The sequence below is a fragment of the Brevundimonas sp. FV1ye28 genome, from assembly GCF_058681135.1.
In genome coordinates this window covers 908407-930131 of the sequence record NZ_CM178731.1, presented here as the reverse complement: position 1 = coordinate 930131, position 21725 = coordinate 908407, and the positions used below count along the sequence as shown (strand labels likewise).

General features: G+C 67.7%; 28 protein-coding genes. 12 read left to right on the top strand and 16 right to left on the bottom strand.

Annotation, left to right across the window (positions count from 1 at the left end):
- Nucleotides 1-68 precede the first annotated feature (68 nt).
- Nucleotides 69-1034 carry an ABC transporter ATP-binding protein gene (locus ACW171_RS04785; RefSeq protein WP_492096590.1) on the top strand — a complete coding sequence of 322 codons (966 nt, stop codon included), beginning with the start codon at nt 69-71 and terminating at the stop codon, nt 1032-1034.
- Entirely contained in the window at nt 1031-2416 is a 1386-nt protein-coding gene (locus ACW171_RS04780; protein ID WP_492095952.1) for an ABC transporter permease, read from the top strand. The genes ACW171_RS04785 and ACW171_RS04780 overlap by 4 nt, the downstream gene beginning before the upstream one ends.
- A gap of 273 nt (nt 2417-2689) precedes the next feature.
- On the opposite strand, the gene rpsU is transcribed toward ACW171_RS04780, so the two are convergent.
- Nucleotides 2690-2929: a 30S ribosomal protein S21 gene (gene rpsU / locus ACW171_RS04775; RefSeq protein WP_492096589.1), complete on the bottom strand. Its 240-nt coding sequence runs from the start codon at nt 2927-2929 to the stop codon at nt 2690-2692.
- 185 nt (nt 2930-3114) lie between these two features.
- Between rpsU and ACW171_RS04770 the strand changes: the two genes are divergently transcribed.
- Nucleotides 3115-3780 (top strand): COQ9 family protein, encoded by a 666-nt coding sequence (locus tag ACW171_RS04770; RefSeq protein ID WP_492095951.1) that lies wholly within the window; start codon nt 3115-3117, stop codon nt 3778-3780.
- Between the two features lie 53 nt (nt 3781-3833).
- Here the strand turns inward: ACW171_RS04770 and ACW171_RS04765 are convergent, their stop codons facing one another.
- Nucleotides 3834-4913 carry a 5-(carboxyamino)imidazole ribonucleotide synthase gene (locus tag ACW171_RS04765; RefSeq protein ID WP_492096588.1) on the bottom strand — a complete coding sequence of 360 codons (1080 nt, stop codon included), beginning with the start codon at nt 4911-4913 and terminating at the stop codon, nt 3834-3836.
- 5 nt (nt 4914-4918) lie between these two features.
- Nucleotides 4919-5410: a 5-(carboxyamino)imidazole ribonucleotide mutase gene (gene purE / locus ACW171_RS04760; RefSeq protein WP_492095950.1), complete on the bottom strand. Its 492-nt coding sequence runs from the start codon at nt 5408-5410 to the stop codon at nt 4919-4921.
- A gap of 122 nt (nt 5411-5532) precedes the next feature.
- Between purE and ACW171_RS04755 the strand changes: the two genes are divergently transcribed.
- Complete coding sequence (locus ACW171_RS04755; RefSeq protein ID WP_492095949.1) at nt 5533-6120, top strand: GGDEF domain-containing protein; 588 nt, start codon at nt 5533-5535, stop codon at nt 6118-6120.
- Here ACW171_RS04755 and ACW171_RS04750 read toward each other — a convergent pair.
- The 3 genes from ACW171_RS04750 to ACW171_RS04740 are packed head-to-tail and all read right to left on the bottom strand — an operon-like array spanning nt 6117 to nt 7448.
- Nucleotides 6117-6341, bottom strand: coding sequence for a YdcH family protein (locus tag ACW171_RS04750; protein ID WP_492095948.1), 225 nt, complete (start codon nt 6339-6341; stop codon nt 6117-6119). The genes ACW171_RS04755 and ACW171_RS04750 overlap by 4 nt on opposite strands.
- Nucleotides 6342-6379: 38 nt before the next feature.
- Nucleotides 6380-6853 (bottom strand): TIGR02444 family protein, encoded by a 474-nt coding sequence (locus ACW171_RS04745; RefSeq protein WP_492095947.1) that lies wholly within the window; start codon nt 6851-6853, stop codon nt 6380-6382.
- A complete protein-coding gene (locus ACW171_RS04740) occupies nt 6846-7448 on the bottom strand; it encodes a UbiX family flavin prenyltransferase (RefSeq protein ID WP_492095946.1) in 603 nt (200 codons plus the stop codon). The genes ACW171_RS04745 and ACW171_RS04740 overlap by 8 nt, the downstream gene beginning before the upstream one ends.
- Before the next feature lie 138 nt (nt 7449-7586).
- On the opposite strand from ACW171_RS04740, the gene ACW171_RS04735 reads away from it, so the two are divergent.
- Nucleotides 7587-7760, top strand: a complete 174-nt coding sequence (locus tag ACW171_RS04735) for a YdcH family protein (RefSeq protein ID WP_492095945.1) — start codon at nt 7587-7589, stop codon at nt 7758-7760.
- A gap of 248 nt (nt 7761-8008) precedes the next feature.
- On the opposite strand, the gene ACW171_RS04730 is transcribed toward ACW171_RS04735, so the two are convergent.
- Entirely contained in the window at nt 8009-8674 is a 666-nt protein-coding gene (locus ACW171_RS04730) for a DUF1013 domain-containing protein (protein ID WP_492095944.1), read from the bottom strand.
- 312 nt (nt 8675-8986) lie between these two features.
- Between ACW171_RS04730 and ACW171_RS04725 the strand changes: the two genes are divergently transcribed.
- A complete protein-coding gene (locus ACW171_RS04725) occupies nt 8987-9673 on the top strand; it encodes a beta/gamma crystallin-related protein (protein WP_492095943.1) in 687 nt (228 codons plus the stop codon).
- Nucleotides 9674-9699: 26 nt separating this feature from the next.
- Here the strand turns inward: ACW171_RS04725 and ACW171_RS04720 are convergent, their stop codons facing one another.
- Nucleotides 9700-10674, bottom strand: a complete 975-nt coding sequence (locus ACW171_RS04720; protein ID WP_492096587.1) for an NAD(P)H-quinone oxidoreductase — start codon at nt 10672-10674, stop codon at nt 9700-9702.
- Nucleotides 10675-10714: 40 nt separating this feature from the next.
- Between ACW171_RS04720 and ACW171_RS04715 the strand changes: the two genes are divergently transcribed.
- Entirely contained in the window at nt 10715-10957 is a 243-nt protein-coding gene (locus ACW171_RS04715; RefSeq protein WP_492095942.1) for a DUF1192 domain-containing protein, read from the top strand.
- Between the two features lie 114 nt (nt 10958-11071).
- Nucleotides 11072-11581, top strand: a complete 510-nt coding sequence (rcdA, locus tag ACW171_RS04710; RefSeq protein ID WP_492095941.1) for a protease adaptor protein RcdA — start codon at nt 11072-11074, stop codon at nt 11579-11581.
- Nucleotides 11582-11618: 37 nt separating this feature from the next.
- Here rcdA and ACW171_RS04705 read toward each other — a convergent pair whose 3' ends face one another.
- Nucleotides 11619-13184, bottom strand: coding sequence for a L,D-transpeptidase family protein (locus tag ACW171_RS04705; protein WP_492095940.1), 1566 nt, complete (start codon nt 13182-13184; stop codon nt 11619-11621).
- A 161-nt stretch (nt 13185-13345) separates the two neighbouring features.
- Nucleotides 13346-13570 carry a 50S ribosomal protein L31 gene (gene rpmE / locus ACW171_RS04700; RefSeq protein ID WP_298161530.1) on the bottom strand — a complete coding sequence of 75 codons (225 nt, stop codon included), beginning with the start codon at nt 13568-13570 and terminating at the stop codon, nt 13346-13348.
- Nucleotides 13571-13703: 133 nt separating this feature from the next.
- On the opposite strand from rpmE, the gene ACW171_RS04695 reads away from it, so the two are divergent.
- Complete coding sequence (locus ACW171_RS04695; protein ID WP_492095939.1) at nt 13704-15560, top strand: ABC transporter transmembrane domain-containing protein; 1857 nt, start codon at nt 13704-13706, stop codon at nt 15558-15560.
- Between the two features lie 30 nt (nt 15561-15590).
- On the top strand, nt 15591-15953 hold the full coding sequence (locus tag ACW171_RS04690; RefSeq protein ID WP_492095938.1) for a hypothetical protein: 363 nt from the start codon (nt 15591-15593) through the stop codon (nt 15951-15953).
- Here the strand turns inward: ACW171_RS04690 and ACW171_RS04685 are convergent.
- From ACW171_RS04685 to ACW171_RS04660, 6 genes are all read right to left on the bottom strand, one after another.
- Nucleotides 15950-16960, bottom strand: a complete 1011-nt coding sequence (locus tag ACW171_RS04685) for a glycerophosphodiester phosphodiesterase (RefSeq protein WP_492095937.1) — start codon at nt 16958-16960, stop codon at nt 15950-15952. The genes ACW171_RS04690 and ACW171_RS04685 overlap by 4 nt on opposite strands.
- A gap of 42 nt (nt 16961-17002) precedes the next feature.
- Nucleotides 17003-17809 carry an inositol monophosphatase family protein gene (locus ACW171_RS04680; RefSeq protein ID WP_492095936.1) on the bottom strand — a complete coding sequence of 269 codons (807 nt, stop codon included), beginning with the start codon at nt 17807-17809 and terminating at the stop codon, nt 17003-17005.
- Nucleotides 17810-17917: 108 nt separating this feature from the next.
- Complete coding sequence (gene efp, locus ACW171_RS04675) at nt 17918-18487, bottom strand: elongation factor P (protein ID WP_492095935.1); 570 nt, start codon at nt 18485-18487, stop codon at nt 17918-17920.
- A 126-nt stretch (nt 18488-18613) separates the two neighbouring features.
- Entirely contained in the window at nt 18614-19168 is a 555-nt protein-coding gene (locus ACW171_RS04670; protein ID WP_492095934.1) for a tryptophan-rich sensory protein, read from the bottom strand.
- Between the two features lie 52 nt (nt 19169-19220).
- Nucleotides 19221-19460, bottom strand: coding sequence for a helix-turn-helix domain-containing protein (locus ACW171_RS04665; protein ID WP_492095933.1), 240 nt, complete (start codon nt 19458-19460; stop codon nt 19221-19223).
- On the bottom strand, nt 19460-19984 hold the full coding sequence (locus tag ACW171_RS04660) for a DUF2975 domain-containing protein (RefSeq protein WP_492095932.1): 525 nt from the start codon (nt 19982-19984) through the stop codon (nt 19460-19462). The genes ACW171_RS04665 and ACW171_RS04660 overlap by 1 nt, the downstream gene beginning before the upstream one ends.
- A gap of 71 nt (nt 19985-20055) precedes the next feature.
- Between ACW171_RS04660 and ACW171_RS04655 the strand changes: the two genes are divergently transcribed.
- Complete coding sequence (locus ACW171_RS04655) at nt 20056-20997, top strand: ABC transporter ATP-binding protein (protein WP_492095931.1); 942 nt, start codon at nt 20056-20058, stop codon at nt 20995-20997.
- Nucleotides 20997-21722, top strand: a complete 726-nt coding sequence (locus tag ACW171_RS04650; RefSeq protein WP_492095930.1) for an ABC transporter permease — start codon at nt 20997-20999, stop codon at nt 21720-21722. Before ACW171_RS04655 ends, ACW171_RS04650 begins: the two co-directional genes overlap by 1 nt.
- Nucleotides 21723-21725: the final 3 nt, after the last annotated feature.

The following is a 21725-nucleotide window of genomic DNA, read 5'->3' as shown; positions in this document are numbered from 1 at the left end:
ACCGAATACTGTTTGCATGTAAAGCGTCCTTTGCTACCCCTTAGGCTGGAATTGGCTGGGGGATGAATATGGCGGCCTTGACGCTCGAAGGCGTGAGCAAGCGCTACGGTGATTTTCAGGCCGTGAAGGACCTGAGTTTTCAGGTTCAGAAGGGGGCGATCTGCGGCTTCCTCGGCCCGAACGGTGCCGGCAAGACCTCGACGATCCGCATGATCCTGGGCCTTCAGGCGGCCTCGGCGGGCACGATCGACATCCTCGGCGCGTCCGATGGGCGCAAGGTCCGCGACCGGATCGGCTTTCTCCCCGAGGAGCGCGGCCTCTACAAGAAGATGACCCCGGTGGAGGCGATCGCCTTCTTCGGCTCGCTGAAGGGCCTGCCGACCGGCGAAGGCAAGCGCCGCGCGCGCGAGATGCTGATCGCCCAGGGCCTGGGCGCCTCCCAGAAAAAGAAGATGAAGGAGCTTTCCAAGGGGATGGCCCAGAAGGTCCAGCTGATCGCCTCGGTCGTGCACCGGCCGGAGTTCGTGATCCTGGACGAACCGTTCAGCGGTCTCGATCCGGTCAACCAGCAAGGGCTTGAAGCCGTGATCCGGGGCCTGGCCGCCGATGGGGCGACCGTCCTGTTCTCCACCCACGTCATGCAACACGCCGAGCGGCTGTGCGATCAGGTGGTCCTGATGGCGCGGGGCCGTAAAGCCTTCGACGGCACGGTGGCCGAGGCGCGGGCGACCTCGCGCCGGTTCCTGGAACTGGAAGGCGAGATCACGGCCGAGGCCGTTGCGGCCCTGCCGGGTGTCACCGGGGTTGAGGTGGTGTCCGATCAGGGCGGGGTGCGGGTGCTGAAGGGTGCCCTGGCCAGCGGGGCAGGGGGTCAGGAGGCGCTGAAGACCGCCTTCGTCTCGGGTCTCGACGTGCGTCGCTTCGAGCTGAAGGAGCCGACCCTGCATGACGCCTTCATCGATCTGACCGGAGATCACCCGGATCAGGACCAGAGCGTCGCCCGTCCTGTCACCGGTTCGGAGGTGAGCCAATGAACCGCATCCTTCTGATCGCCCAACGCGAGTTCATGGCCTATGCCAAGACGGTCGGGTTCTGGCTGTCCTTGTTGGCGTTTCCGCTGTTCGCCGTTCTCGGCGGGGCCTTGCCGCTGTTGATGCGGGGGGCCGATCCCGTGCGCGAAGTCGTCCTGATCGAGGAGGGGCCAGAGGCCGCAGGCCTGGCCGACGCGGTGAAGGGGCTGCTGGCCGCCGACGGCGAACGACAGGCCGAGCGTATGCGAGAGGCCGCCGAGAAGGCCGCCGCCTCCTCAGGAGCGCCTCCGGGCGCGGCTCAGAGCGCCATCGCTTCCATGAGCCGCGAGCGCATGCGGTTCGCCGACACCCCCGCCGACCTGGCGGCCGCAACGCCCGGCGCGGCTCAGGATGCGGTCGTGCGCCGCTATCTGACCGACGAAACGCCGGAGGATCAGCGACTGGACGCCATCGTCTTCCTGACGCGGACGCCGGAGGGCCCCGCCGCCCGCGTCTGGGCCGCGCGAGCGACTGACGACACGGTCGAGGACTTCGTGCGGCGCGCGTTGCGGGACGAGAACCGCGACACGGTCCTGCGCGAAGCCGGGATCGACGCGGCCGTTGTGGAGCGCGTGGACGCCTTCAGACCTGAGATCACCGCCTTCTCGCCGCGCTCGGCCAGTGGGGGAGAGGTGTCGTTCAAGGACCGCTTGCCGGGTATCATCGGCCTGGCCTTCAGCTTCGTCCTGTGGTCGCTGGTTTTGACGGGCGCCTCGATCCTGCTGAACAGCGTGATGGAGGAGAAGTCGAACAAGATCCTGGAGGTCCTGCTGTCGTCGGCCTCGGCGACGGAGATACTGACGGGCAAGGTGCTGGGGGTGGCGATGCTGACCCTGTCGGTGCTGGTCGTCTGGGGTGGAATCGGGACGTTCGGCCTGATCACGGCGGCGCCCTCGACGGCGGCGGACGTGGCCGAGGTGCTGATGAGGGACGGACTGATCTTCTACTTCATCGGCTACATCGTCGGTGGCTACCTGATGTACGCGGTGCTGTTCGCGGCCATCGGGGCCTTCTGCGAGACGCCGCGTGACGCCCAGACCCTGATGGGGCCGATCATGATGGTGCTGGTCGTGCCCCTGCTGGTCGTCCAGATGGCGCTGGTGAACCCCGATGCGCCGGCGGTGAAGTTCCTGTCCTGGGTGCCCTTCTTCACCCCCTTCCTGATGAGCGCGCGGGCGCCGTCGGGGCCGCCGCTGATCGAGATCATCGGCACGATGGCGGGGATGTTCGCGGTAGCGCTGCTGATGGTGTGGCTGGCCGGACGGGCCTTCCGCGCGGGCGCGTTGTCGGATGTGAAGCTGAGCTGGAAGAGCTTCGCGTCGGCGATAAGCGGCGGGGGGCGGTAAGATTGGTCCCTCTCCCTGCGGGAGAGGGTTTGAGGCTCGCAGAGCTTAGCGATGCGTCTTCAGCCGAAAGGGTGAGGGGCCGGCGTCGAAGTCGGCGAAGCCGTGGCCGTGCGACGGCTTACGCCAACGGACAGGCCAACCCCTCACCCTTTCGCGTTTCCAATCGCTAGCGCTCCTGGACGCTCAAGCCCTCTCCCACCGGGAGAGGGACAACGAAAAGGCCGCCCCGGTTGTCCGGGGCGGCCTTTGAAATTCTGGACCTGACGTCGCGCCTTACGTGCGCGGGACGCGGGGCTTCGGAGGCGGCAGCAGGCCTTCGCGCTGCATGCGCTTGCGGGCCAGTTTGCGGGCGCGACGAACGGCCTCGGCCTTCTGGCGGGCGCGCTTCTCCGAGGGCTTCTCGTAGTGCACGTGGCGCTTCATTTCACGGAAGCTGCCTTCGCGTTGCATCTTCTTCTTGAGGGCTTTGAGCGCTTGATCGACGTTATTATCGCGAACGAAAATCTGTACCAGGTTGAACTCTCCTTTGGCCGCCCGCCGCGTCCTGTAGAGGCGGGCAGACAAATAATATCGGATCCCGCAGGCGACAGCCCGGCGAGCGAAGGCGTGCGGATACACCAAGCCTCCCGTCCTGTCCAGATCGTCGCGGACGTTCTGACACGCTCGCGATCCCGCCACGACGGGCGTATCATGGCCCCATGACCGAAATTCCGCATCTTTCGAACCTCCCCGAAGGCGACTGGGCCGATCGCATGGAACAGTCGGTGCTCGATTCGGCGCTGGAGCTGGCTCCGCGCCTGGGCTGGAACGCGCGGCTGGTGCGCGAGGCCTGCGCCGCGCAGGGGCTTAGCGAGGGCGATCAGGAGCTGTTGCTGCCGAACGGCGCCCGGGATCTGGCGGCGCTGTTGTGGTGCAGGAACGATGCCCAGGCGCTGGCGGCGCTCGGAAATCCGGCTCCACTGAAGATCCGCGCGCGAATCGCGATCGCCGTGACGACCCGGCTGGAGGTGGCGGCGGCCCATGCGGAGGCCGAGAAGCGGCTGGCGGGCTTCATGGCCCTGCCGACCAATACCGACCTGGTCCTGTCGCTGACCTGGGCGACCGCAGACGGTCTGTGGCGCTGGGCCGGGGATACGGCGACCGACTGGAACCACTATTCCAAGCGGACGATCCTGTCGGGCATCCTGATCCCGGCGATGACGTTGCGGCTGTTCAACGGCAAACAGGCCTCGGACGCCTTCGTGGCGGCGCGGATCGAGAACGTCATGGCCTTCGAGAAGTGGAAGGCGGGCAAGGACTTCGACGCCCCGATCCGCAAGGTCACGGACGTGCTGAGTCGGCTGCGGTATCCGACGCGAGCGTGACTTTCCTCATCCTCCTACGCAGCGACGCGAAGACCGGGGGATGACGGAAGAAATCAGGCCAGCGGCCGCACCCTGTTCACATGCGCCATCTTGCGGCCCGGGCGGGCCTCGGCCTTGCCGTAGAGGTGCAGGCGCTGGTCGGGCTTAGCGGCCAGTTTCGACCACTGCTCGACCTCGTCGCCGAGGAGGTTGGTCATCTCGACCTGGGCGTGAGCCTGGGTGGGGCCCAGCGGCCAGCCGGCGATGGCGCGGATGTGCTGCTCGAACTGGTCGCAGACGCAGCCGTCCTGGGTCCAGTGCCCGGTGTTGTGGACGCGGGGGGCGATCTCGTTGACCAGCAACTCGCCGTTGCCGAGGTCGAACAGCTCGATGCCCACGACGCCGACGTAGGCGAGGCCTTCCAGCACGGCGGCGGCGATCTCGCGAGCACGCGCCTCTGTGCCGGCGTCGATCTCGGCCGGGGCCAGGGTGGTGCGCAGGACGCCGCCGGAATGGTTGTTCTCGCCCAACGGATAGACGGCGACGGCGCCGTCGCGGCCGCGGGCGGCGATGATCGACAGCTCGCGGGTGAAGGCGGCGCGGGCTTCCAGGATGGCGGGGCGACCGCCGAGTTCGGCCAGGGCGGCCTCCGCCTCTTTCGGCGATTTGATCCAGACCTGACCCTTGCCGTCGTAGCCGTCACGACGGGTCTTCAGCAGGGCGGGTGTTCCGAGCCGGTCGACGGCGTCCTTGAGGTCGTCGAGGCTGTCGACGGCGACGAAATCGACCGTGGTGGCGCCGACGGCGTTGAGGAAGGTCTTTTCATCCACCCGGTCCTGAGCCACGGCCAGGGCGGTGGGGCCGGGGGCGACGAGGGCGCCGGCCTCTGCCAACAGTTCCACCGAGGCGGCGGGCACGTTCTCGAACTCGAAGGTGACGACGTCGCAGACGCGGCCGAAGACGCCCAGCGCCGTCGGGTCGTCATAGGCGGCGACGATCTGGCCGCGCGAGACGCGACCGGCGGGGCTGTTCTCTTCCGGGTCGAGGATCACGACGTCGAAGCCGAGGCGGGACGCAGCCTGAGACAGCATCCGGCCGAGCTGGCCGCCGCCGAGGATGCCGATGGTCGATCCGGGCGGGAGAGGGGCGGGCAGGGCGCTCAATCTTCGACCGTTTCGAGGACGGACGCGGTCTGGGCCTCGCGGAAGGCGTCGAGGCGAACGGCCAGGGCTTCGTCGGCCAAGGCCAGGATCTGCGCGGCGAGAATGCCGGCGTTCTTGGCCCCGGCCTCGCCGATGGCCAGGGTGGCGACGGGGACGCCGCCGGGCATCTGGACGATGGACAGCAGGCTATCGAGGCCCTTGAGCGCCTTGGACTGGACCGGGACGCCCAGCACCGGCAACGGCGTCATGGAAGCGGCCATGCCGGGCAGGTGGGCGGCCCCGCCGGCCCCGGCGATGATGACCTTGAAGCCGGCTTCCTTGGCGCCGGTCGAGAACTCGACCAGGCGTTGGGGCGTGCGATGCGCGGAGACCACGCGCGCATCCCAGGCGACGCCCAGACGGTCGAGCATGTCGGCCGCGTGCTTCATGGTGGGCCAGTCCGAGCGGCTGCCCATGATGATCGCCACCGGGGGGGTCGTCGTCGCCATGCGTCGGGGCTCCAGCGAGGAAAGCGGCCGGTTACAGCACGCGCGTTGCGCCCGCAACCAAGGGCGTTAGCCTGTAGCCGAACGGCGCTCGCATTGAGTCGCGCCCGGAGCCCCTTCTCGACGTGACCGACGCGCCGAACATCGAAGATCCAGCCGCCGATCTGGTGGCCGAAATTGCCCGGCTGCGCGCCGAGGTCGAGGCCCTGCGCCTGCGCGCCGAGGCGGCCGAGGCGGCGGCCGAGCATGACGTCCTGACGCCTCTGTTGAACCGGCGGGGCTTCGTGGCGGCGATGACGCGGACCATGGCCTATTGCACCCGCTACAAGGTGCCGGCGGTGCTGCTGTATCTGGATCTCGACGGGTTCAAGGCGGTCAACGACACCCTGGGGCACGCCGCAGGGGATGCGGCCCTGGTGCGGGTGGCGGAACTGCTGCTGGAGAATGTGCGGGCGACCGACGCCGTGGGACGGCTCGGCGGCGACGAGTTCGCGGTGCTGCTGTTGAATGCCGACATGGAGGCCGGCCGCGAGAAGGCGGCGGGGCTGAAGGCGGCGCTGGGGGAGGCTGCGTTCACCTATGACGGCGAATCGGCGGTGCTGGACGGATCGTTCGGCGTGAGAGCCTTCACCGGTCAGGCGGACGTCGAGACCTGGCTGGCCGAGGCGGATGCGGCGATGTGGGTCAGGAAGCGGGGGCGTTCGTCGCTCTAGGCGATGATGTCCGGCAGGATGCGGCTTTCGATCTTCACGATCTCGTCGCGCAGCGACAGTTTCTTGCGCTTGAGGCGGGCGATCAGGAGCTGATCCGGGATCGGCATGTGGGTCAGGGCCTCGATGGAGGCGTCGAGGTCGGCGTGTTCGAGACGCAGCAGCTTGACCTCTGCATGCAGGGCGATCTCGTCGTCGGTCAGGAAGGGTTGGTCGTCGTTCATGTGCGCCCCGTGCAAGCCGGCTTATAACCGAGGCCGCGTCAGGTCGGAAGGCGTTCGGCGAGGGTCATGAGCGCCGGGCGCGGCACGACGCGGGTCCATATCCGGGCGACGGCGACGAGGGCGTCGATGGCCGGGCGGGGGCCGGTCACGGGTGCGGGGGCGAGGGCCTCGAGACCGGACATCAGATGACGCTCGGCGGCCAGTTCGACGGCCTTTACCTGGTCGCGCAGGGCCTCGCGGGCGGCATCGTCGATGTCGGGGTTCACGCCCTTCAGCGTGCGGCGCAGCGTCCGGAGCGGCGTCACCGCCGTCTCGTCCCAGGCGCGGGCGCAGTCGCAGGCGCCTTCGATGGCGTCTTCGTCGAGCGGTCGGCCGGTGGCGGCGGTCCAGGCGGACCAGAGCAGCAGGGGCACGTTCTGGCCGGTCCCGTCCTGAAGCTGGAGGCAGGCCTCCGACACGCCGGGCGCGGCATAGGCCTTCAGGGCCCAGTCCCAGAACGGTGTGTCAGGCATCGCCGGGGCCCTTGAGGCCGTCCCAGCGCTTCACCGGCGCCCAGTCCAGACCGAACAGGTCGAGCGCGCGGCCCACGGATTGGTCGACCATTTCCGCGATCGAGGCAGGCTTCGCATAGAAGGCGGGCAGGGGCGGGGCGATGGTGGCGCCCATTTCCGCCAGGGCGGTCATGGTGCGCAGGTGGCCGAGGTGGAACGGGGTCTCGCGCACCATGAGGACCAGGGGGCGGCGTTCCTTGAGTACGACATCGGCGGCGCGGGTCAGCAGGGTCGAGGTCACGCCGGTGGCGATCTCGCTCATGGTACGGACCGAACAGGGGGCGACGACCATCCCCAGCGACTTAAAAGAGCCCGAGGCGATCGAGGCGCCGACGTCGTTGAGCTTGTGGACCACCGAGGCCCGGCCGGTCAGGTCGTCGGCGCTGAAATCCGTCTCCTGCGACAATGTGAGCAGGGCGGCGCGGGTGACGACCAGATGGCTCTCGACGCCCAGGTCCTTCAGCGCGTCCAGGACCCGGACGCCGTAGATGACGCCCGATGCGCCCGAGATTCCGACCACCAGGCGGCTCGGCGGGTTCCGTACGGCTCCGTTCACATCATGGTCCAAGTTGGGGGTCAGGCTGCACCGTGCCCGGAGAAATTTTACGTTCTGTTGACGTCACCGAACCGTGATTTCACAGGCGGCAAATCCAGGCGCTCACTGTGTGGTCCCTTAGACATGGAGGCGCAAGCCATGACCATCGAAGCTCGTATCCGCGAACTGGGAAATCGTCACCGTCAGCTGGATGAGACCATCCGGCAGGAGGTGGGGCGACCGGCTACGGATCCGCTGCAGGTCAGGGAGCTGAAGCGAAGGAAGCTCCGGCTCAAGGAGGAAATCACCAGTCTGGAGGCCAGGGCCGGATAGCCCGGGTCTCCGAAACGAACGAACGGCCCCGGGAGCGATCCCGGGGCCGTTTTTCTGTGCGGTCCCTCTCCCCTTGCGGGAGAGGGCTTGAGGCTCGCAGAGCGCAGCGATGCGCCTTGGCCGAAAGGGTGAGGGGTTTCGCTGACCTCACCGTTAAGGCTGGTGCGACCCCTCACCCGATCACGCAAGAACGACGGCTTCGCCGCCGTGCGTGATCTCCCTCTCCCGCAGGGGGAGAGGGTCAGTAATCAGTCGCCCGTGCCGAACACCGAGGCGGCGGTCGGCTCCGCAGTGCGGCGTTCGCGTTCTTCGGGGACGAACTCCGGCTCGGCGGGTTCGGCCTCGATGGGCTGGAGGGCGGCGCCGCCCTTTTTCGCGTCGTCGCGGTTCTTCTTTTCGGCGGCCTTGGAGACCAGTTCGTCCAGAACCAGCTGACCGACGAGACCCAGGGTCACCGGGTCGACCGGCTTGATCTGGGGGCTGTTCCAGTGGGTGCGGTTGCGCACGCTGTCGATGGTCGATTTGGTGGTGCCGAGAAGCTTGGCGATCTGGGCGTCGGTGACCTCAGGGTGGTTCTTGACGAACCACATGATGGCGTCCGGGCGGTCCTGACGGCGCGAGACCGGCGTGTATTTCGGCGCCGGCTTGTTGGACTTCATCAGTTCCGCGTGACGGCTGACGATCGCCTTCATGCGGTAGTCGGCGTTGTCCTGGGCCTTGTCGAGTTCGGCGCGGTCAAGCTGGCCGCCCGTGATCGGATCGACGCCACGAATGTCGCGGGCGACGTCGCCGTCGGCGATGCCGCGCACTTCCAGCGGGTGCAGACCGCAGAAGTCGGCGATCTGTTCGAACGTCAGGGAGGTGTTGTCCACCAGCCAGACCGCAGTGGCCTTTGGCATGAGGATGTCGGTCATGGGCGTAGTCCCGGATAATGAGGGGCCCGGCGGTCTCGGGCTCTGGATACGACGGCGCCCGACCTTTCGGCCGGGCGCTGATGTTGTCGGTATAGGCCGTTTCGACGCAAAAGAAAACGTCATGATTACCGGCGAAACCCAAGCGTGGCCGTAGGCTGTACGGTCTGGCATACTCACGATCTCGGGACCGATGCGGCTGCGGGCGCCAGGTTAAACCAAGGCAAGCGTCGCCATACAGGTCCGGTTCATGCTGGGTGTTGAACACTGGGGCTTCGGGCGCGTTCAGCGACCAGGGTATTTGGAGGATTGACCATGAAGACGCTTTCTTTCTTCGCCGCCGCAGCCGTTCTGGCCGCAGCCGGGTTCACCGCGACGCCGCAGCCGGCGGAGGCGCAGCAGCGTGGCGCGCCGCGTGGCAGTTATGTCGACAGCTGCAGCGGGGCCTATGTGAACCAGGGCCGGCTCTATGCCGACTGCCGCGACACGCGGGGTCGCACCCGTTCGACCTCGATCGAACTGGGTCCGTGCTCGTCGAGCGATATCGGCAACGATAACGGCCTGCTCGTCTGCCACAATGTTCGCGGCCAGTTCGAGAACAACGGCGGCGGCAATAACGGCGGCAACAATGGCGGCGGCTGGGGTGGCGGTAACAACGGAGGCAACAACGGCGGTGGTTGGGGCGGTGGCAACAACGGCGGCAACAACGGCGGCGGCTGGGGCAACAACAACGGCCGCAACGGCGTCACCGTCTATTCCGACAGCAACTACCGCGGCCAGTCGGAAGCGTTCCGCAACGAGGTCCCCAACCTGGGCCGCTCAGGGCTCAACGATCAGATCAGCTCGATCGAAATCAACGGCGGCCCTTGGGAGTTCTGCACCGACGCCTACTTCCGAGGCGAGTGCCAGGTGATCTATTCCAGCACCCGGAACCTCAACAACACCAATATCAACGACCGGATCTCGTCGATGCGTCCGGCCCGTCGCGGCGGCGGCTGGTAGGATCTCGCCGGGCCTAGGCTCGGCGCTTAGTCCACCGTCAGCACGATCTTGCCGACATGCTCGCCCGCCTCCAGCCGGAGGTGGGCGAGTTTCGTTTCGGCCAGGGGGAAGGTGGCCTCGACCGAGGGACGGACCGCACCGGAGGCCACCCATGGCCAGACGGTCGCCTCGACGGCGGCGGCCAGACGCGCCTTTTCGTCGGCCGGGCGACGGCGCAGGGTCGATCCGGTCAGGGTCGCCTGTTTCATCATCAGCTTCAGCAGATCCACCTCGGCCAGGGCGCCGGTGAGGGTGGCGATCACGACCCAGCGGCCGCCGGGCTTCAGCGCGGTCTGGTTCAGATCGGCATAGGCGGCCCCGACCATGTCGAGGATGACGTCGGCGCCGCCGGCCGCCTTGATGGCCTCGCCGAGGTCTCCGGCAGAGGCGTCCAGGCTGATGTCGGCCCCCAGGGCGAGGGCGGCCTCCGCCTTGGCCGCGCCGCGTGAGGTGGCGATGACGCGGGCGCCGGCGGCCTTGGCCATCTGGATGGCGGTGACGCCGATGCCGGAGGTGGCGCCGTGGACCAGCAGGGTCTCGCCGGACTTCAGACCGCCGGCCTCGAAGACGTTGGCGAAGACGGTGAAGACCGTCTCGGGCAGGACGGCGGCCTGGACAAGGTCGAGGCCTTCAGGGATGGGCAGGGCGTGGCGGGCGTCGACGACGGCGAACTCGGCGTAGCCGCCGCCCCCCAGAAGGGCGCAGACACGGTCGCCAGCGCTCCAGCGCGTGACGCCTTCGCCGGCCTGATCCACCTCTCCCGCGATCTCCAGACCCAGGATATCGGATGCGCCAGGGGGAGGGGGATAGCCGCCGTTCCGCTGCAACAGGTCGGGTCGGTTGACGCCGGCGGCCCGGACGCGAATGCGGATTTCGCCCGGCCCAGCCTGGGGATCCGGTCGGTCGGCCAGCCTCAGGGCGTCCGCCGGGCCGGAGCCGCCTTCGATCTCGATCACCCGCATTGTCGGCAAACCTTGCATTCGTCCGTGTCCAGGCGCGTAAATGGGGCTCTTCGGGGTTCTGGCCAAGGAGGCGACGATGACGTTCGAGGATCTTGAGCCCCGCCCGCAGCGCGGAGCAGCCATCGCGGGCCTGGGTCGTGAGGATCTGGACCTGTATTCGGTCGATGAGCTCGGCGAGCGCATTGCGGCGCTGGAAGCCGAGATCGCGCGGTCCAAGGCCGCCATCTCCGGCAAGGCGGCCAAGAAGTCCGCCGCCGACGCCCTGTTCAACTTCGGGCGCTGATGCGGTTCCGTGAGATCGCTTTCCGTGGCATGCCGATTGCAGCCGAAAGAGGCGCGGTCGCTTTTCGGGCCGTTGGAGTGAGCCTATCGTACCCCGATGACCATGGTTGAGTTGATGGCCGACGAGAATGCAGCGCCGGGTAAGGGGGCACGCGCCGGAGAGATCCGGGATTTCGCGCGCTCCGAACTGTTCGAGCGGACCTTCCAGGAAGGCATGGATCTGGTCGAGGAGACCGCCGCCTATCTGGACGGCGACGGTCGCCGGGACTCCAAGCTGCTGTCGCGTTCGGCCGCCCTGGCCTATGCGGCCGAAAGCATGAAGCTGACGACGCGACTGATGCAGGTGGCGTCGTGGCTGCTGGTCCAGCGCGCGGTGCGCGAAGGCGACATGACGCCGGAGGCCGCTTGCGAACCGCGCTATCGCCTCAACGAACGCAAGATCGAGGGCGAACCCAGCCATCCCGAGATGCCGATCGCCCTGGTCGAGTACCTGGTGCGCGCCGAGAAGCTGCACGACCGTGTGCTGTATCTGGACAGGCGGATGTACCTGGATGCGGCCCCCGAACCGGACGCGAATCCGGTGCTGAGCCAGTTGGGGATGCTGGAAGCGGCGTTCCGGGTTTAGGTTTTCCTTCTCCCGCAAGGGGAGAAGGGAAGGAATTTTAAGGCCCGACGTCGTTGGCGTCGGTGCGGCCGTCGGCGACGACTGCGGGAAGGTCCACGGCGATGCCCAGGGCCTCGGCCAGGCGGCTGTCGCGGCGATAGACGTCCTCGCGGAAGGCGACGCGGCCCTGGCCGTCGACGAAGGCGGTCCAGTAGAGCAGGCGCACGGTGATCTCGCGGCCCGTCTGGATGCGCTTGGTCTCGCGGCTGGCCTGGGCGTCGTCGAACTGGCCCAGCAGGACCGGATCAGGCGTCAGCAGGATGCGGGCGAACTCCACCGCGCCCTGGACGCGGACGCAGCCGTGCGAACGCTGGCGCATCGACAGATTGAAGGCGGCCTTGGACGGTGTGTCGTGCAGGAAGATGGCGTAGCTGTCCCGCAACTCGAACTTCACATAACCCAGCGCGGCCGTCGGGCCGGCGCGCTGGATGACCGTGCCGTTCGAAATGTACATGTTCTGGCTGGCCAGATAGCCGGGGCCGCGCGGCAGGATCTCGCGGCGCGCGATGCCGGCCGGCACGTACCACGGCGGATTGGCCACGACCGAGGCGAAGGGCTTCTCCAGGCTGGGCGTCTCGTTGGCGGGAGAGCCGACGACGACGCGGTTCGAGTGAACCGGACGGCCGTCCTTCCAGTAAACCATGATGGCGGCGGCGGTGTTGACCTCGATCCGCTCGGGATTGAGGTCGCGTTTCAGCCAGCGGCGGCGTTCCAGGTTCAGGGCAATCTGACGGGCGCGGTCGTCGGCAGAGGCTCCGAGCGAGGCCTGGGTGCTGGCACCGATGCGACCGTCGGCGGCCAGACCGTGACGGGCCTGGAAGCCGCGCATGGCGGCCTGAAGCTCCGGCCCATAGACGAGACCCTCTGCCGTCAGGCGGGCGCCGTCGGCGGCGGACATGTCGCCTTCGGCCACGAGGCGCGCGATCATGGCAGGCACGCGATTGTCGCTGGTCCCCGGCTCGATCGTGCCGGCGCGAACGACGAAGCGCGGCCAGCCGCCTTGAGAGGCGATGCGACGGTAGCGGATATAGCCGGCGGACAGGTTGTTGTAGCCGATATCGGTCGGGGCCAGGCCCTCGAACCATTCGACGATCTTGTTCTGGACCAGGGCGTCGTTCAGGCCGACCGGAAGATCGACCCGGTTCTTGTCCATTTCCCACAGTTCTTCGACCGTCTCGGGGCGGACGCGGCCCTCGGCGAGGACGCGGCCGTAGGCGAGAGCGGCGGCGGTGGTTCGCATGTCCGCCGTATCGGGATCGGCGGCCAGGCCCATGAAGTCGAAGAAGTCGGAGGCCGGAAGGCCGTGACGCTCGGCCCGGGCCGAGGCCTGTGTCAGGGCGCGCAAGCGTGCGGCGTTCCAGACCGGACGCCAGCCGTTCAGCTCGTAGAAGGCGCGCACGTCGGGCTGAAGGGCCGCAGGGAGGCGGGAAAGCTGGGCCATGAAGGCGGCGTGGTATTGGCTGGGTGGCGCGGCGACGGTGGTCTGTGACGGATAGGTCTGAGCCACAGCCGAGCCGGCGAAGGCCGAAACGGCGGCGCCGAGAGTGAGTTCGCGTCGATTCATGGTCGTCTTGCCTTGGTCCGACACCTGGTGGAACCCCGTGTCCACGCCCGGGTATCGAACGAGCCCATGTTATCGGTGTTCCGGACAAACAAAAAGCGCCGGTCGAGGGACCGGCGCTCTTCGTGACGACTTTGTCGCACCGCCTGTGGCGGTTGGGCCGCTTACTTCTTGATGAAGCCGCCGAACTTGTTGTTGAAGCGCGAAACGCGACCGCCGCGGTCCAGCATCTGCTGGTTGCCGCCGGTCCAGGCCGGGTGCGTCGAAGGGTCGATGTCCAGGTTCAGCGTGTCGCCCTCTTTGCCGTAGGTCGAACGCGTCTGGTACGTGTCGCCATTCGTCAGGGTGACGGTGATGAAGTGGTAGTCGGGGTGGGTATCGGCCTTCATGGTCGTGTTCCGGTCTCTGTGCGCGGTGACGATGCCGACCGTCTGTGCGCGAAAATGAGAATCCCGCCGGAAGCTCCGGCGGGAGTGAGCGGCGGCGTTTACACCGCAGGCCGTTCCGGGGCAAGAGCCCCGCATGACAGCCTCTCCGCCCACCTATGACGCCTCATCGACAGCGGAGGCTGCCGGTCGTCCCGGCGCCGGCGCGATCCTCGCCGAACAGATGGGCGACGCGGGCGAGCGGCGCGAGAAGCGCAAGGACGTCCGGCCCCTGCTGCGGCTGTGGCCCTATCTGATGCAGCACCGGCTGAACGCCCTCATCGCGGGGTTCTGGCTACTGGGCTCGACGGCGGCCTCCCTGGCCCTGACGGCGACGGCGCGGGGCGCGATCGACCACGGATTTGAGAACGGCGGCGCCGACATCAATCGCTGGTTCCTGTTCCTCGGGCTGAACGCGGTGATTCTGGGGGTCGCCACGGCGGTCCGCTATTTTTACGTCACCAAGACCGGCGAGCGGATGATCGCGGATCTGCGCAAGTCGCTGTTCGATCGTATCCTGACGCTGGACCCGTCCTTCTTCGCCAGGATGCGGACCGGCGAGGTGCTAAGCCGGCTGACGACGGACATCGCCCTGGTGGAGACCCTGCTGACCACCTCCGTCTCGTTCGCGCTGAGGAACTTCCTGACCCTGATCGGCGGGGTGATCCTGTTGTTCATCGTCAGTCCCAAGTTGACGGCGCTGGTGCTGCTGACCGCGCCGGTGCTGATCGCCCCGATCTTCCTGTTCGGGCGGTCGGTCAGGAAGCTGACGGTGCGGTCCCAGGACCGGTTCGCCAACGCGGTCGGCTTCGCCGGCGAGAGCGTGGACGCCATCGAGACGGTGCAGGCTTTCGGACGGGTCGGCAGCGCGGTCGAACGGTTCGGCGCGGTGGTGGAGGAGGCGTTCGGCGTCTCCATCGTGCGGATGCGGGCGCGGGCCTGGATGACGGCCGTGGTCATCGTGGTGATCTTCGGCGGGGTGACCCTGGTGCTGTGGCTCGGCGCGCAGGACGTGGTGCGGGGCGCGATGACGCCGGGAGCCCTGTTGCAGTTCGTGCTGCTGTCGGTGTTCACGGCCGGGGCCGTCGGCGCGCTCGGTGAGAGCTGGGGCGACGTCCAGAAGGCTTCGGGCGCCATGGAACGGATCGACGAACTGATGAAGGCCCTGCCGTCCATCGCAGCGCCCGCATCGGTCACGGCCTTGCCGAGCCCGGCCGAGGGTCGCGTCGCCATGGCGGGGGTGCGGTTCGCCTATCCGGGCCGGCCCGACCTGCCGGCGTTGAAGGGTTTCGACCTGACCGTGCGGCCGGGCGAGACGGTCGCGCTGGTGGGTCCGTCGGGGGCGGGCAAGTCGACAGTCTTCCGCCTGTTGCTGCGTTTCTACGACCCTCAGGAGGGGGCTGTCAGCGTCGACGGCGTGGATGTGCGCGCCGCCGATCCGGTCGAGGTGCGCGATCGCTTCGCCTGGGTGTCCCAGGAGGCGCCGCTGTTCTCGGGTTCGGCGTTGGAAAACATCCGGTTCGGTCGCGAGGACGCCTCTGAGGAAGACGTCCGCCGCGCGGCGGAGGAGGCGCAGGCCCTGGCCTTCATCGAGGCCCTGCCGGAAGGATTCGCGACGCCGCTGGGCGAGCGCGGCAAGAGCCTGTCGGGCGGACAACGGCAGCGGCTGGCCATCGCGCGCGCCCTGGTGCGCGACGCGCCGATCCTGTTGCTCGATGAGGCGACCTCGGCGCTGGATGCCGAGAACGAGCGTCTGGTGCAGGCGGCGCTGGATCAGGCGATGGAGGGACGCACGACGCTCGTCATCGCCCACCGGCTGGCCACCGTGCTGCGTGCCGACAGGATCGTGGTCATGGAGGACGGCGTCGCGGTCGAGGAGGGCACCCACCACGAATTGGTCGCCAAGGGCGGCCTCTATGCGCGCCTCGCGGAGCTGCAGTTCCGCGAGGGTTGATCCGTTTGGGCCGCGAGGCATTCTGTTGGAATGCTCAGTACCCTGATTTTCGCCGCCGCCCTGTCTCAGGCCCAGCCGGCTCAGGCCCAGCCGGGCGTCGCCGACCTTGAGTCAGCGTTCGGAAACACCCTGCTGTCGACCTATCCAGACGGGCGGACGGCGCGGATGTGGCTGCAACCGGGTGGGCGGTTCGAGGGGAGGGGCCGACGAGGCGGGCTCAGCAGCGGGGTCTGGCGGGTCCGAGACGGACAGGTCTGCTTCAGTCAGCGCCGGCCGCTGCCCCTGCCGGGCTCGTTCTGCACCCCGATCGTGCGTGGCGGTATCGGCGCGTCGTGGACAGCGAAGGCCGTGACCGGCGAGACGATCCGCGTTCAGTTGATCGCGGGGCGCTAGCGGCGCGCTGTGACCGCCACGCCGGGGAAGTCGCTGAACACGGCGTCGACGTCCAGATCATAGAAGCGCCGGATCCAGCCGGGCAGGTCGCCGCGATAGTCGACGGGGACGAAGATGTCTTCGGCGCGGAAGGTCCAGACGACGACCTTCAGACCGGCTGCATGGGCATCGGCGACAAGGGCGGTCGGCGTTCCGGCTTTTCCGGCGGGCGTGCGCGGAATGACCATGGCGGTCTCGACGGCGGCCCAGTCGGCGTAGGTGGCTAGCTCAGCCAGGCCCTCGGGCGTGACCATGGAGGCGTAAAGGGTGTTGGTCTGATCGGCCGGGCCGCCGGAGGGTGACATCAGCTGGGCCAGGGGGCTGTCGATCAGGCCGTTCAGCGCGCGGAGAGGGCCGACCTCGAAACACTGAACGACGATGGGGCTGTCGGCGGCGGCCAGGTCGTTGGCGCGCAGGACTTCGACGAAGGGCGCGATCATCGGCAGACCCGCTTGCTCGAAGTAGGTCGGGTGCTTCAGCTCCGGCGCGACCCCGATGACGCGGCCGGTGCGGGCGGTGGCGTCGCGGGCGATGTCGATGACCTCCTGGAAGGTCAGGATCGTCTCTTCGTCCCAGGCGGTGTTGCCGGGACGCAGGGCGGCGAGCCGTTCGCGTGCCTTCAGGCTGCGCAGTTCGGCCAGGGTGAAGTCCTCGGTGAACCAGCCGGTGGTCGAAACGCCGTCGATGGTCTTCGTCGCGCGTCGGTCCGCGAACTCGGGGTGGTCTGCGACGTTCGTCGTGCCGCCGATTTCGTTTTCGTGGCGAACGATCAGATGGCCGTCTTTCGACATGACCAGATCTGGCTCGATGAAGTCGGCACCCTGTTCTATGGCCAGCTCATAGGCCGCGCGCGTGTGTTCCGGCCGCTCGCCTGAGGCGCCGCGATGGGCGATGACGAGCGGGTGAGGCATGTATTGAGCGAAGACCGGGCTGGCGAGGAGCAGGGCGGCGAGGATGATGCGGATCATGCCTCACTGCTAGGGGTGGGGCGTGACGCCCCTGTGAAGCCCTTACGCCGCCTGCAGCACCTTGCGCAGCTGCGGGTGCAGCTCGGGGTTGGCGGCCAGGACGGTGACGCCGGTCTTGGGGTCGCCGTCGGCCTCGATCGTGGTGACAAGGCCGCCGGCCTCGGTGACGAACAGGATGCCCGCCGCGACGTCCCAGGGCTTCAGGTTTCGCTCGAAGAAGGCGTCGTAGCGACCGCAGGCGACCCAGGCGAAGTCCAGCGACGCGGCGCCCAGGCGGCGGATGCCGGCCGTGCGCTGGCCGATGGCGTGGATGTCCTTGATCGACTGGGCGTGGCCCGATTTGCCGATGAAGGGCAGGCCGGTCGAGATCAGGCTTTCGGACAGGTCGCGGCGGCCGGCTACGCGGATCCGCGTGTCGTTCAGGTAGCAGCCCTTGCCCTTCTCGGCCCAGAACAGTTCGTTGGCGATCGGGTTGTAGGTGACGCCCGCGACGATCTCGGAGGAGCCGTCCGGCGCATAGCGCTGCAGGCCCACGGTGATGGCGAAGTGGGGCATGGCGTGCATGAAGTTGGTCGTGCCGTCGATCGGATCGACGATCCAGGTGTGGGACTTGTCGGTCCCCTCGATCATGCCGCGTTCCTCGCCCAGGAAACCGTAGCCGGGACGGGCCTTCATCAGTAGTTCGTAAAGGGTGTCCTCGGCCTTGACGTCGGCGGCGGTCACGAAGTCGCCGGGACCTTTGCGCGAGACCTGCAGGTGGGCGACTTCACCGAAGTCGCGCAGCATCGGGCGGGCGGTCTTGCGGACCGCGTCGATCATGACGGAAACGAGGGCGGAGGACAGGGCCATGGGATTCCTAGGCAGTAGGCAATAGGCAGTAGGCAATAGGGAAGAGGCCAGACAGGCGGCTCGATCGAACCTTCTACTGCCTACTGCCTACTGCCTATTGCCTTCGCCCTATTCAGCGCGGCGGACGTATTCGCCGGTCGAAGTGTCGACGATGATGCGTTCACCTGCCGACATGTAGGGCGGGATCATGATGCGCACGCCGTTGTCGGCGATGGCGGGCTTGTAGGACGAGGAGGCGGTCTGGCCCTTAACCGTCGGCTCGGTTTCGGCGACGGTGACGGTGACCTGGTCGGGCAGCGACAGACCGATGGGACGGTCCTCGTGCATCTCGATGATGACCTTCATGCCGTCCTGCAGATAGGGGATCGAATCCTCACCGACCCAGGTCTTCTGCAGTTCGATCTGCTCGTAGGTGGCGTCGTCCATGAAGACTAGGGCGTCGCCCTGTTCATATAGGTAGGAGAAGTCCTTCTGCTCGAGCGTGACGCGCTCGACCTTGTCTTCCGAGCGGAAGCGTTCGTTCAGCTTGTTGCCGGTTTCGAGGTTCTTGGCCTCGACGTTGGCGAAGGCGCCGCCCTTGCCGGGCTTGACGTGGCTGGCCTTGGTCACGACCCACAGGCCGTTGTTGTGTTGCAGGACCATGCCCGGCTTGATGGTGTTGCCGTTGATTTTCGCCATGGGAATCACAGAGGTTGGGGCGCAGCCGGTACGGCGCGCGAAATCGGGCGCGATCCCTAGAGGAAGCGGCGAGCCAGGGCAAGCTGAGGGCGATGTGAGGTCCAGGGCACGGGCGCGGCCGAGCGCTTAATGCACGGTGGGCTGTTCACTCGCCTTGCGGTCGATGAAGTTGGCCATCCTGACGCCCCCGCCGACGGGGGAGGCCATCTTGCCGGCGGTTGTGTCGAGCTTGCGCGCCTCGTGGGCGAAGGCAGCGGCGAGGCCGGCAGAGGTCATGGCTGCGGCGATCTGCATACCCCGGCTGGCGGGACGGAGCGCGATCCAGGCCGCGTTGATCGCCTGGGCGCCGGCCCACAGGATCATGGCGCTGGTGCGCGTCCTGTTCGACGGGGCGTTCCAGACGCGCACTGCTGACAGGGTCGTGGCCGAGAAGACGGCCGGCAGCACCAGGCTGAAGGCGCCGCGCGGGCGCTCCGCCACGGGGGCTGCGCCGTCTCTCACCTGGGAGGCCGTGCGACGGGGCGGTTTGATGGCGCCGGTGGCCAGGCCGCTGGCGAGAAGAGCGAAGCCTATGGTCACCGCCACGCCAAGCGCGACGTGGCCCGCGCTGCGCTCGCCGGCGTTGAGGAATTCGGCGGCGGCTTCGCGCACGTCGTCGATGGTGTCGTCGATATCGGTCATTGGGGCGTCTCCAAGCCCCAGCGAAATGGTCAGGGAGCAGAGGGGTTCCGGCTCAGGTCTCGTCGTCGGGCGCGGCGAGGTCGGCCGGGTCGTGATCGTAGTCGAGCAGGTCGCCGGGCCGGCAGTTCAGGGCGGCGCAGATCCGGGCAAGGGTCGAGAAACGGATGCCTTTCACCTTGCCGGAGCGGAACAGGGACAACTGGGTCTCGCTGAGGCCGACCTCGGCGGCCAGGTCGCGCGCCTTGATGCCGCGCGCGACGATCAGCCGGTCCAGGGTGACGCGGACGGGCATCAGATCATTTCATCCAGCTCGGCCTGGATGCGATCGGCCTGATCGACGACGCGGCCGAGCAGGAACAGGGCTCCGCCGATCATGCCGAGGGTCATGGAGGCGACGTCGAAGTTCAGATAGCCGCCCCGGGTCTCGCCGATCAGGCGCATCAGGTTGCTGACTGCGAAGACCGCCAGAAGTCCGCCGACACCCAGGGCCAGGCCGACGCGGCGAAGGCCGTCGGCGAGGGCGGGCTGGATCAAACGGCCTTTGGCGATCTGGCCGAGCACGCGGCCGATCGACCAGACGCCGAACAGGTAGCAGATCGACGGCGACGCCATGATCAGACCGGTGAGGAGACTCATGCCGTAGTTTGGCAGTGTCCCGCGCAATCCCAGCGCCAGCGGTGCGACCAGATAGCTCAGGGCCAGAATCGCCCCGACGCTGACCACCATGAACACCGCCAACCAGCGGAACTGGCCGCACATGTGGCGGAAACGGGTGAGGTCCTGGGTGGTCATGGCGTCGCTGATTTCCTGTCTCATCTTTAATCTTGACTTAAAGGCGCGACCTTCGCAACTTTATATCTGACTTAAACGAACCGAGGGGCTAGCGGATGACGGCGGCGATCGAGACCGAAGGCCTGACGCGGCGGTTCGGACGGCATCTGGCCGTGGACGCCGTGTCGATGATGGTGCCCGAACGGGCGGTTTACGGCTTCCTCGGGCGGAACGGGGCGGGCAAGACCACGACCCTGAAGATGCTGCTGGGCCTGCTGAAGCCGACGGCCGGTAAGGCGCGAATCTGCGGCGTCGATGTGGCCCGCGACCGGATCGGCGCAGCGCGAAAGGTCGGAGCCCTGCTGGAGGCGCACGGCTTCTACGGCAATCTGACGGGGCGGGAGAACCTGGACCTGACGCGGGTGCTGCTGGGCCTCCCGACGACGGAGATCGACCGGGTGCTGGAGGTCGTCGACATGACTGGGAATGGGTCTCGCCGGGTCTCGGACTATTCGCTGGGCATGCGTCAGCGGCTGGGCCTTGCGCGGGCCATGCTGGGCGCGCCGCCTGTGCTGATCCTGGACGAACCGACCAACGGGCTGGACCCCGACGGCATCGCCGACATGCGTCGCTTCCTGAAGAGCCTGCCCGAACGCACGGGAGCGACGGTGCTTTTGTCGAGCCACCTTCTGGGCGAGATCGAGCAGACCGCAACCCATATCGGCATCGTCAACGAAGGACGGCTGGTGCTCGAAGGCGAGCTGGCGCGACTGAAGGCCGAACTGGCGCCCGAAATTGGCCTGCGCGTCGGCGACGAGGGCAGGGCCGTCGAGGTGCTGCGCAGCCGCGACCTGACCTTGGTCCAGGATGCCGAAGGATGGGCCGCGCGCCTCAGGCCGGGTGACGACCCCGACGCGGCGACGGCGGGCCTCAACCGCGCCCTGGTCGAGGCCGGGGTCGAGGTCTTCGCCATCGCGCCCCGCGCCCGCTCGCTGGAAGGCATCTATCGCTCCGTCTCGGACGGCACCGCTCAAACCCGCATCTCGGAGACCGTCTGATGCTCGCCGTCCTGTCCGTCGAACTCCGCAAGCTGAACCGGTCGCTGGCTGCCGTACTGGCCATCGCCGCCCCGTCGCTGATCGCCGTCTTCGCCTTCTTCATGGTGCTGCGCGGGGATAAGCCTCAGCCCTGGGAGATGTGGATGCTGAGCGCCATCGGCATCTGGGCCTATTTTATGCTGCCGATGAGCGTGACCGCCCTCACGGCGCTCGTCGCCCACATGGAGCACGGCCCCAGGTCGTGGGACCATCTGCGCAGCCTGCCTCTGCCGCGCTGGCGGCTCTATGCGGCCAAGGCCGTGATGGTGTTGGCCGTCGTCGCGATCATGAGTGTGTTGACCCTCGCCATGACCTGGGCTGCGGTGATGCTGGCGACGGCGATCAAGCCGGAGTTGACGCCGGCAGAGCCGTTCGAGCTGGCGCGGTACGCCGCCACGATGGGCAAGGTCTTCCTGTCCGCCATCCTCATGATCGCCATCCAGCTGTGGATCGCCCTGAGGTTCGCCAGCTTCGTACCGGCCCTGGTGGTCGGGATCGGCGGGACCTTCTTCTCGGTCGTGGCGACCTCGGCGAAGCAGGGGGTATTCTTCCCCTGGCAGATGCCGGTCAACATGCTGGCGACCGAGGCCTGGCGCGTGAATACGGCGCTGGGGCTGGGCTGTGGCCTTGGACTGCTGGTCCTCGCCCTCGCGACGGCCCATCTGAGCCGCCGCGAGGTGCTGTAGATA

Coding starts and splice junctions, on each gene's coding strand:
- ACW171_RS04655 (WP_492095931.1), top strand. CDS start 20,056: ATGACGGCGGCGATCGAGACCGAAGGCCTGACGCGGCGGTTCGGACGG.
- ACW171_RS04665 (WP_492095933.1), bottom strand. CDS start 19,460: ATGCCCGTCCGCGTCACCCTGGACCGGCTGATCGTCGCGCGCGGCATC.
- purE (WP_492095950.1), bottom strand. CDS start 5,410: ATGGCGACGACGACCCCCCCGGTGGCGATCATCATGGGCAGCCGCTCG.
- ACW171_RS04785 (WP_492096590.1), top strand. CDS start 69: ATGGCGGCCTTGACGCTCGAAGGCGTGAGCAAGCGCTACGGTGATTTT.
- ACW171_RS04725 (WP_492095943.1), top strand. CDS start 8,987: ATGAAGACGCTTTCTTTCTTCGCCGCCGCAGCCGTTCTGGCCGCAGCC.
- ACW171_RS04780 (WP_492095952.1), top strand. CDS start 1,031: ATGAACCGCATCCTTCTGATCGCCCAACGCGAGTTCATGGCCTATGCC.
- ACW171_RS04685 (WP_492095937.1), bottom strand. CDS start 16,960: ATGATCCGCATCATCCTCGCCGCCCTGCTCCTCGCCAGCCCGGTCTTC.
- ACW171_RS04750 (WP_492095948.1), bottom strand. CDS start 6,341: ATGAACGACGACCAACCCTTCCTGACCGACGACGAGATCGCCCTGCAT.
- ACW171_RS04680 (WP_492095936.1), bottom strand. CDS start 17,809: ATGGCCCTGTCCTCCGCCCTCGTTTCCGTCATGATCGACGCGGTCCGC.
- ACW171_RS04670 (WP_492095934.1), bottom strand. CDS start 19,168: ATGACCGATATCGACGACACCATCGACGACGTGCGCGAAGCCGCCGCC.
- ACW171_RS04720 (WP_492096587.1), bottom strand. CDS start 10,674: ATGCGGGTGATCGAGATCGAAGGCGGCTCCGGCCCGGCGGACGCCCTG.
- ACW171_RS04730 (WP_492095944.1), bottom strand. CDS start 8,674: ATGACCGACATCCTCATGCCAAAGGCCACTGCGGTCTGGCTGGTGGAC.
- ACW171_RS04695 (WP_492095939.1), top strand. CDS start 13,704: ATGACAGCCTCTCCGCCCACCTATGACGCCTCATCGACAGCGGAGGCT.
- ACW171_RS04705 (WP_492095940.1), bottom strand. CDS start 13,184: ATGAATCGACGCGAACTCACTCTCGGCGCCGCCGTTTCGGCCTTCGCC.
- ACW171_RS04650 (WP_492095930.1), top strand. CDS start 20,997: ATGCTCGCCGTCCTGTCCGTCGAACTCCGCAAGCTGAACCGGTCGCTG.
- ACW171_RS04745 (WP_492095947.1), bottom strand. CDS start 6,853: ATGCCTGACACACCGTTCTGGGACTGGGCCCTGAAGGCCTATGCCGCG.
- efp (WP_492095935.1), bottom strand. CDS start 18,487: ATGGCGAAAATCAACGGCAACACCATCAAGCCGGGCATGGTCCTGCAA.
- ACW171_RS04715 (WP_492095942.1), top strand. CDS start 10,715: ATGGGGCTCTTCGGGGTTCTGGCCAAGGAGGCGACGATGACGTTCGAG.
- ACW171_RS04660 (WP_492095932.1), bottom strand. CDS start 19,984: ATGAGACAGGAAATCAGCGACGCCATGACCACCCAGGACCTCACCCGT.
- rpmE (WP_298161530.1), bottom strand. CDS start 13,570: ATGAAGGCCGATACCCACCCCGACTACCACTTCATCACCGTCACCCTG.
- ACW171_RS04770 (WP_492095951.1), top strand. CDS start 3,115: ATGACCGAAATTCCGCATCTTTCGAACCTCCCCGAAGGCGACTGGGCC.
- rcdA (WP_492095941.1), top strand. CDS start 11,072: ATGGCCGACGAGAATGCAGCGCCGGGTAAGGGGGCACGCGCCGGAGAG.
- ACW171_RS04690 (WP_492095938.1), top strand. CDS start 15,591: ATGCTCAGTACCCTGATTTTCGCCGCCGCCCTGTCTCAGGCCCAGCCG.
- ACW171_RS04735 (WP_492095945.1), top strand. CDS start 7,587: ATGACCATCGAAGCTCGTATCCGCGAACTGGGAAATCGTCACCGTCAG.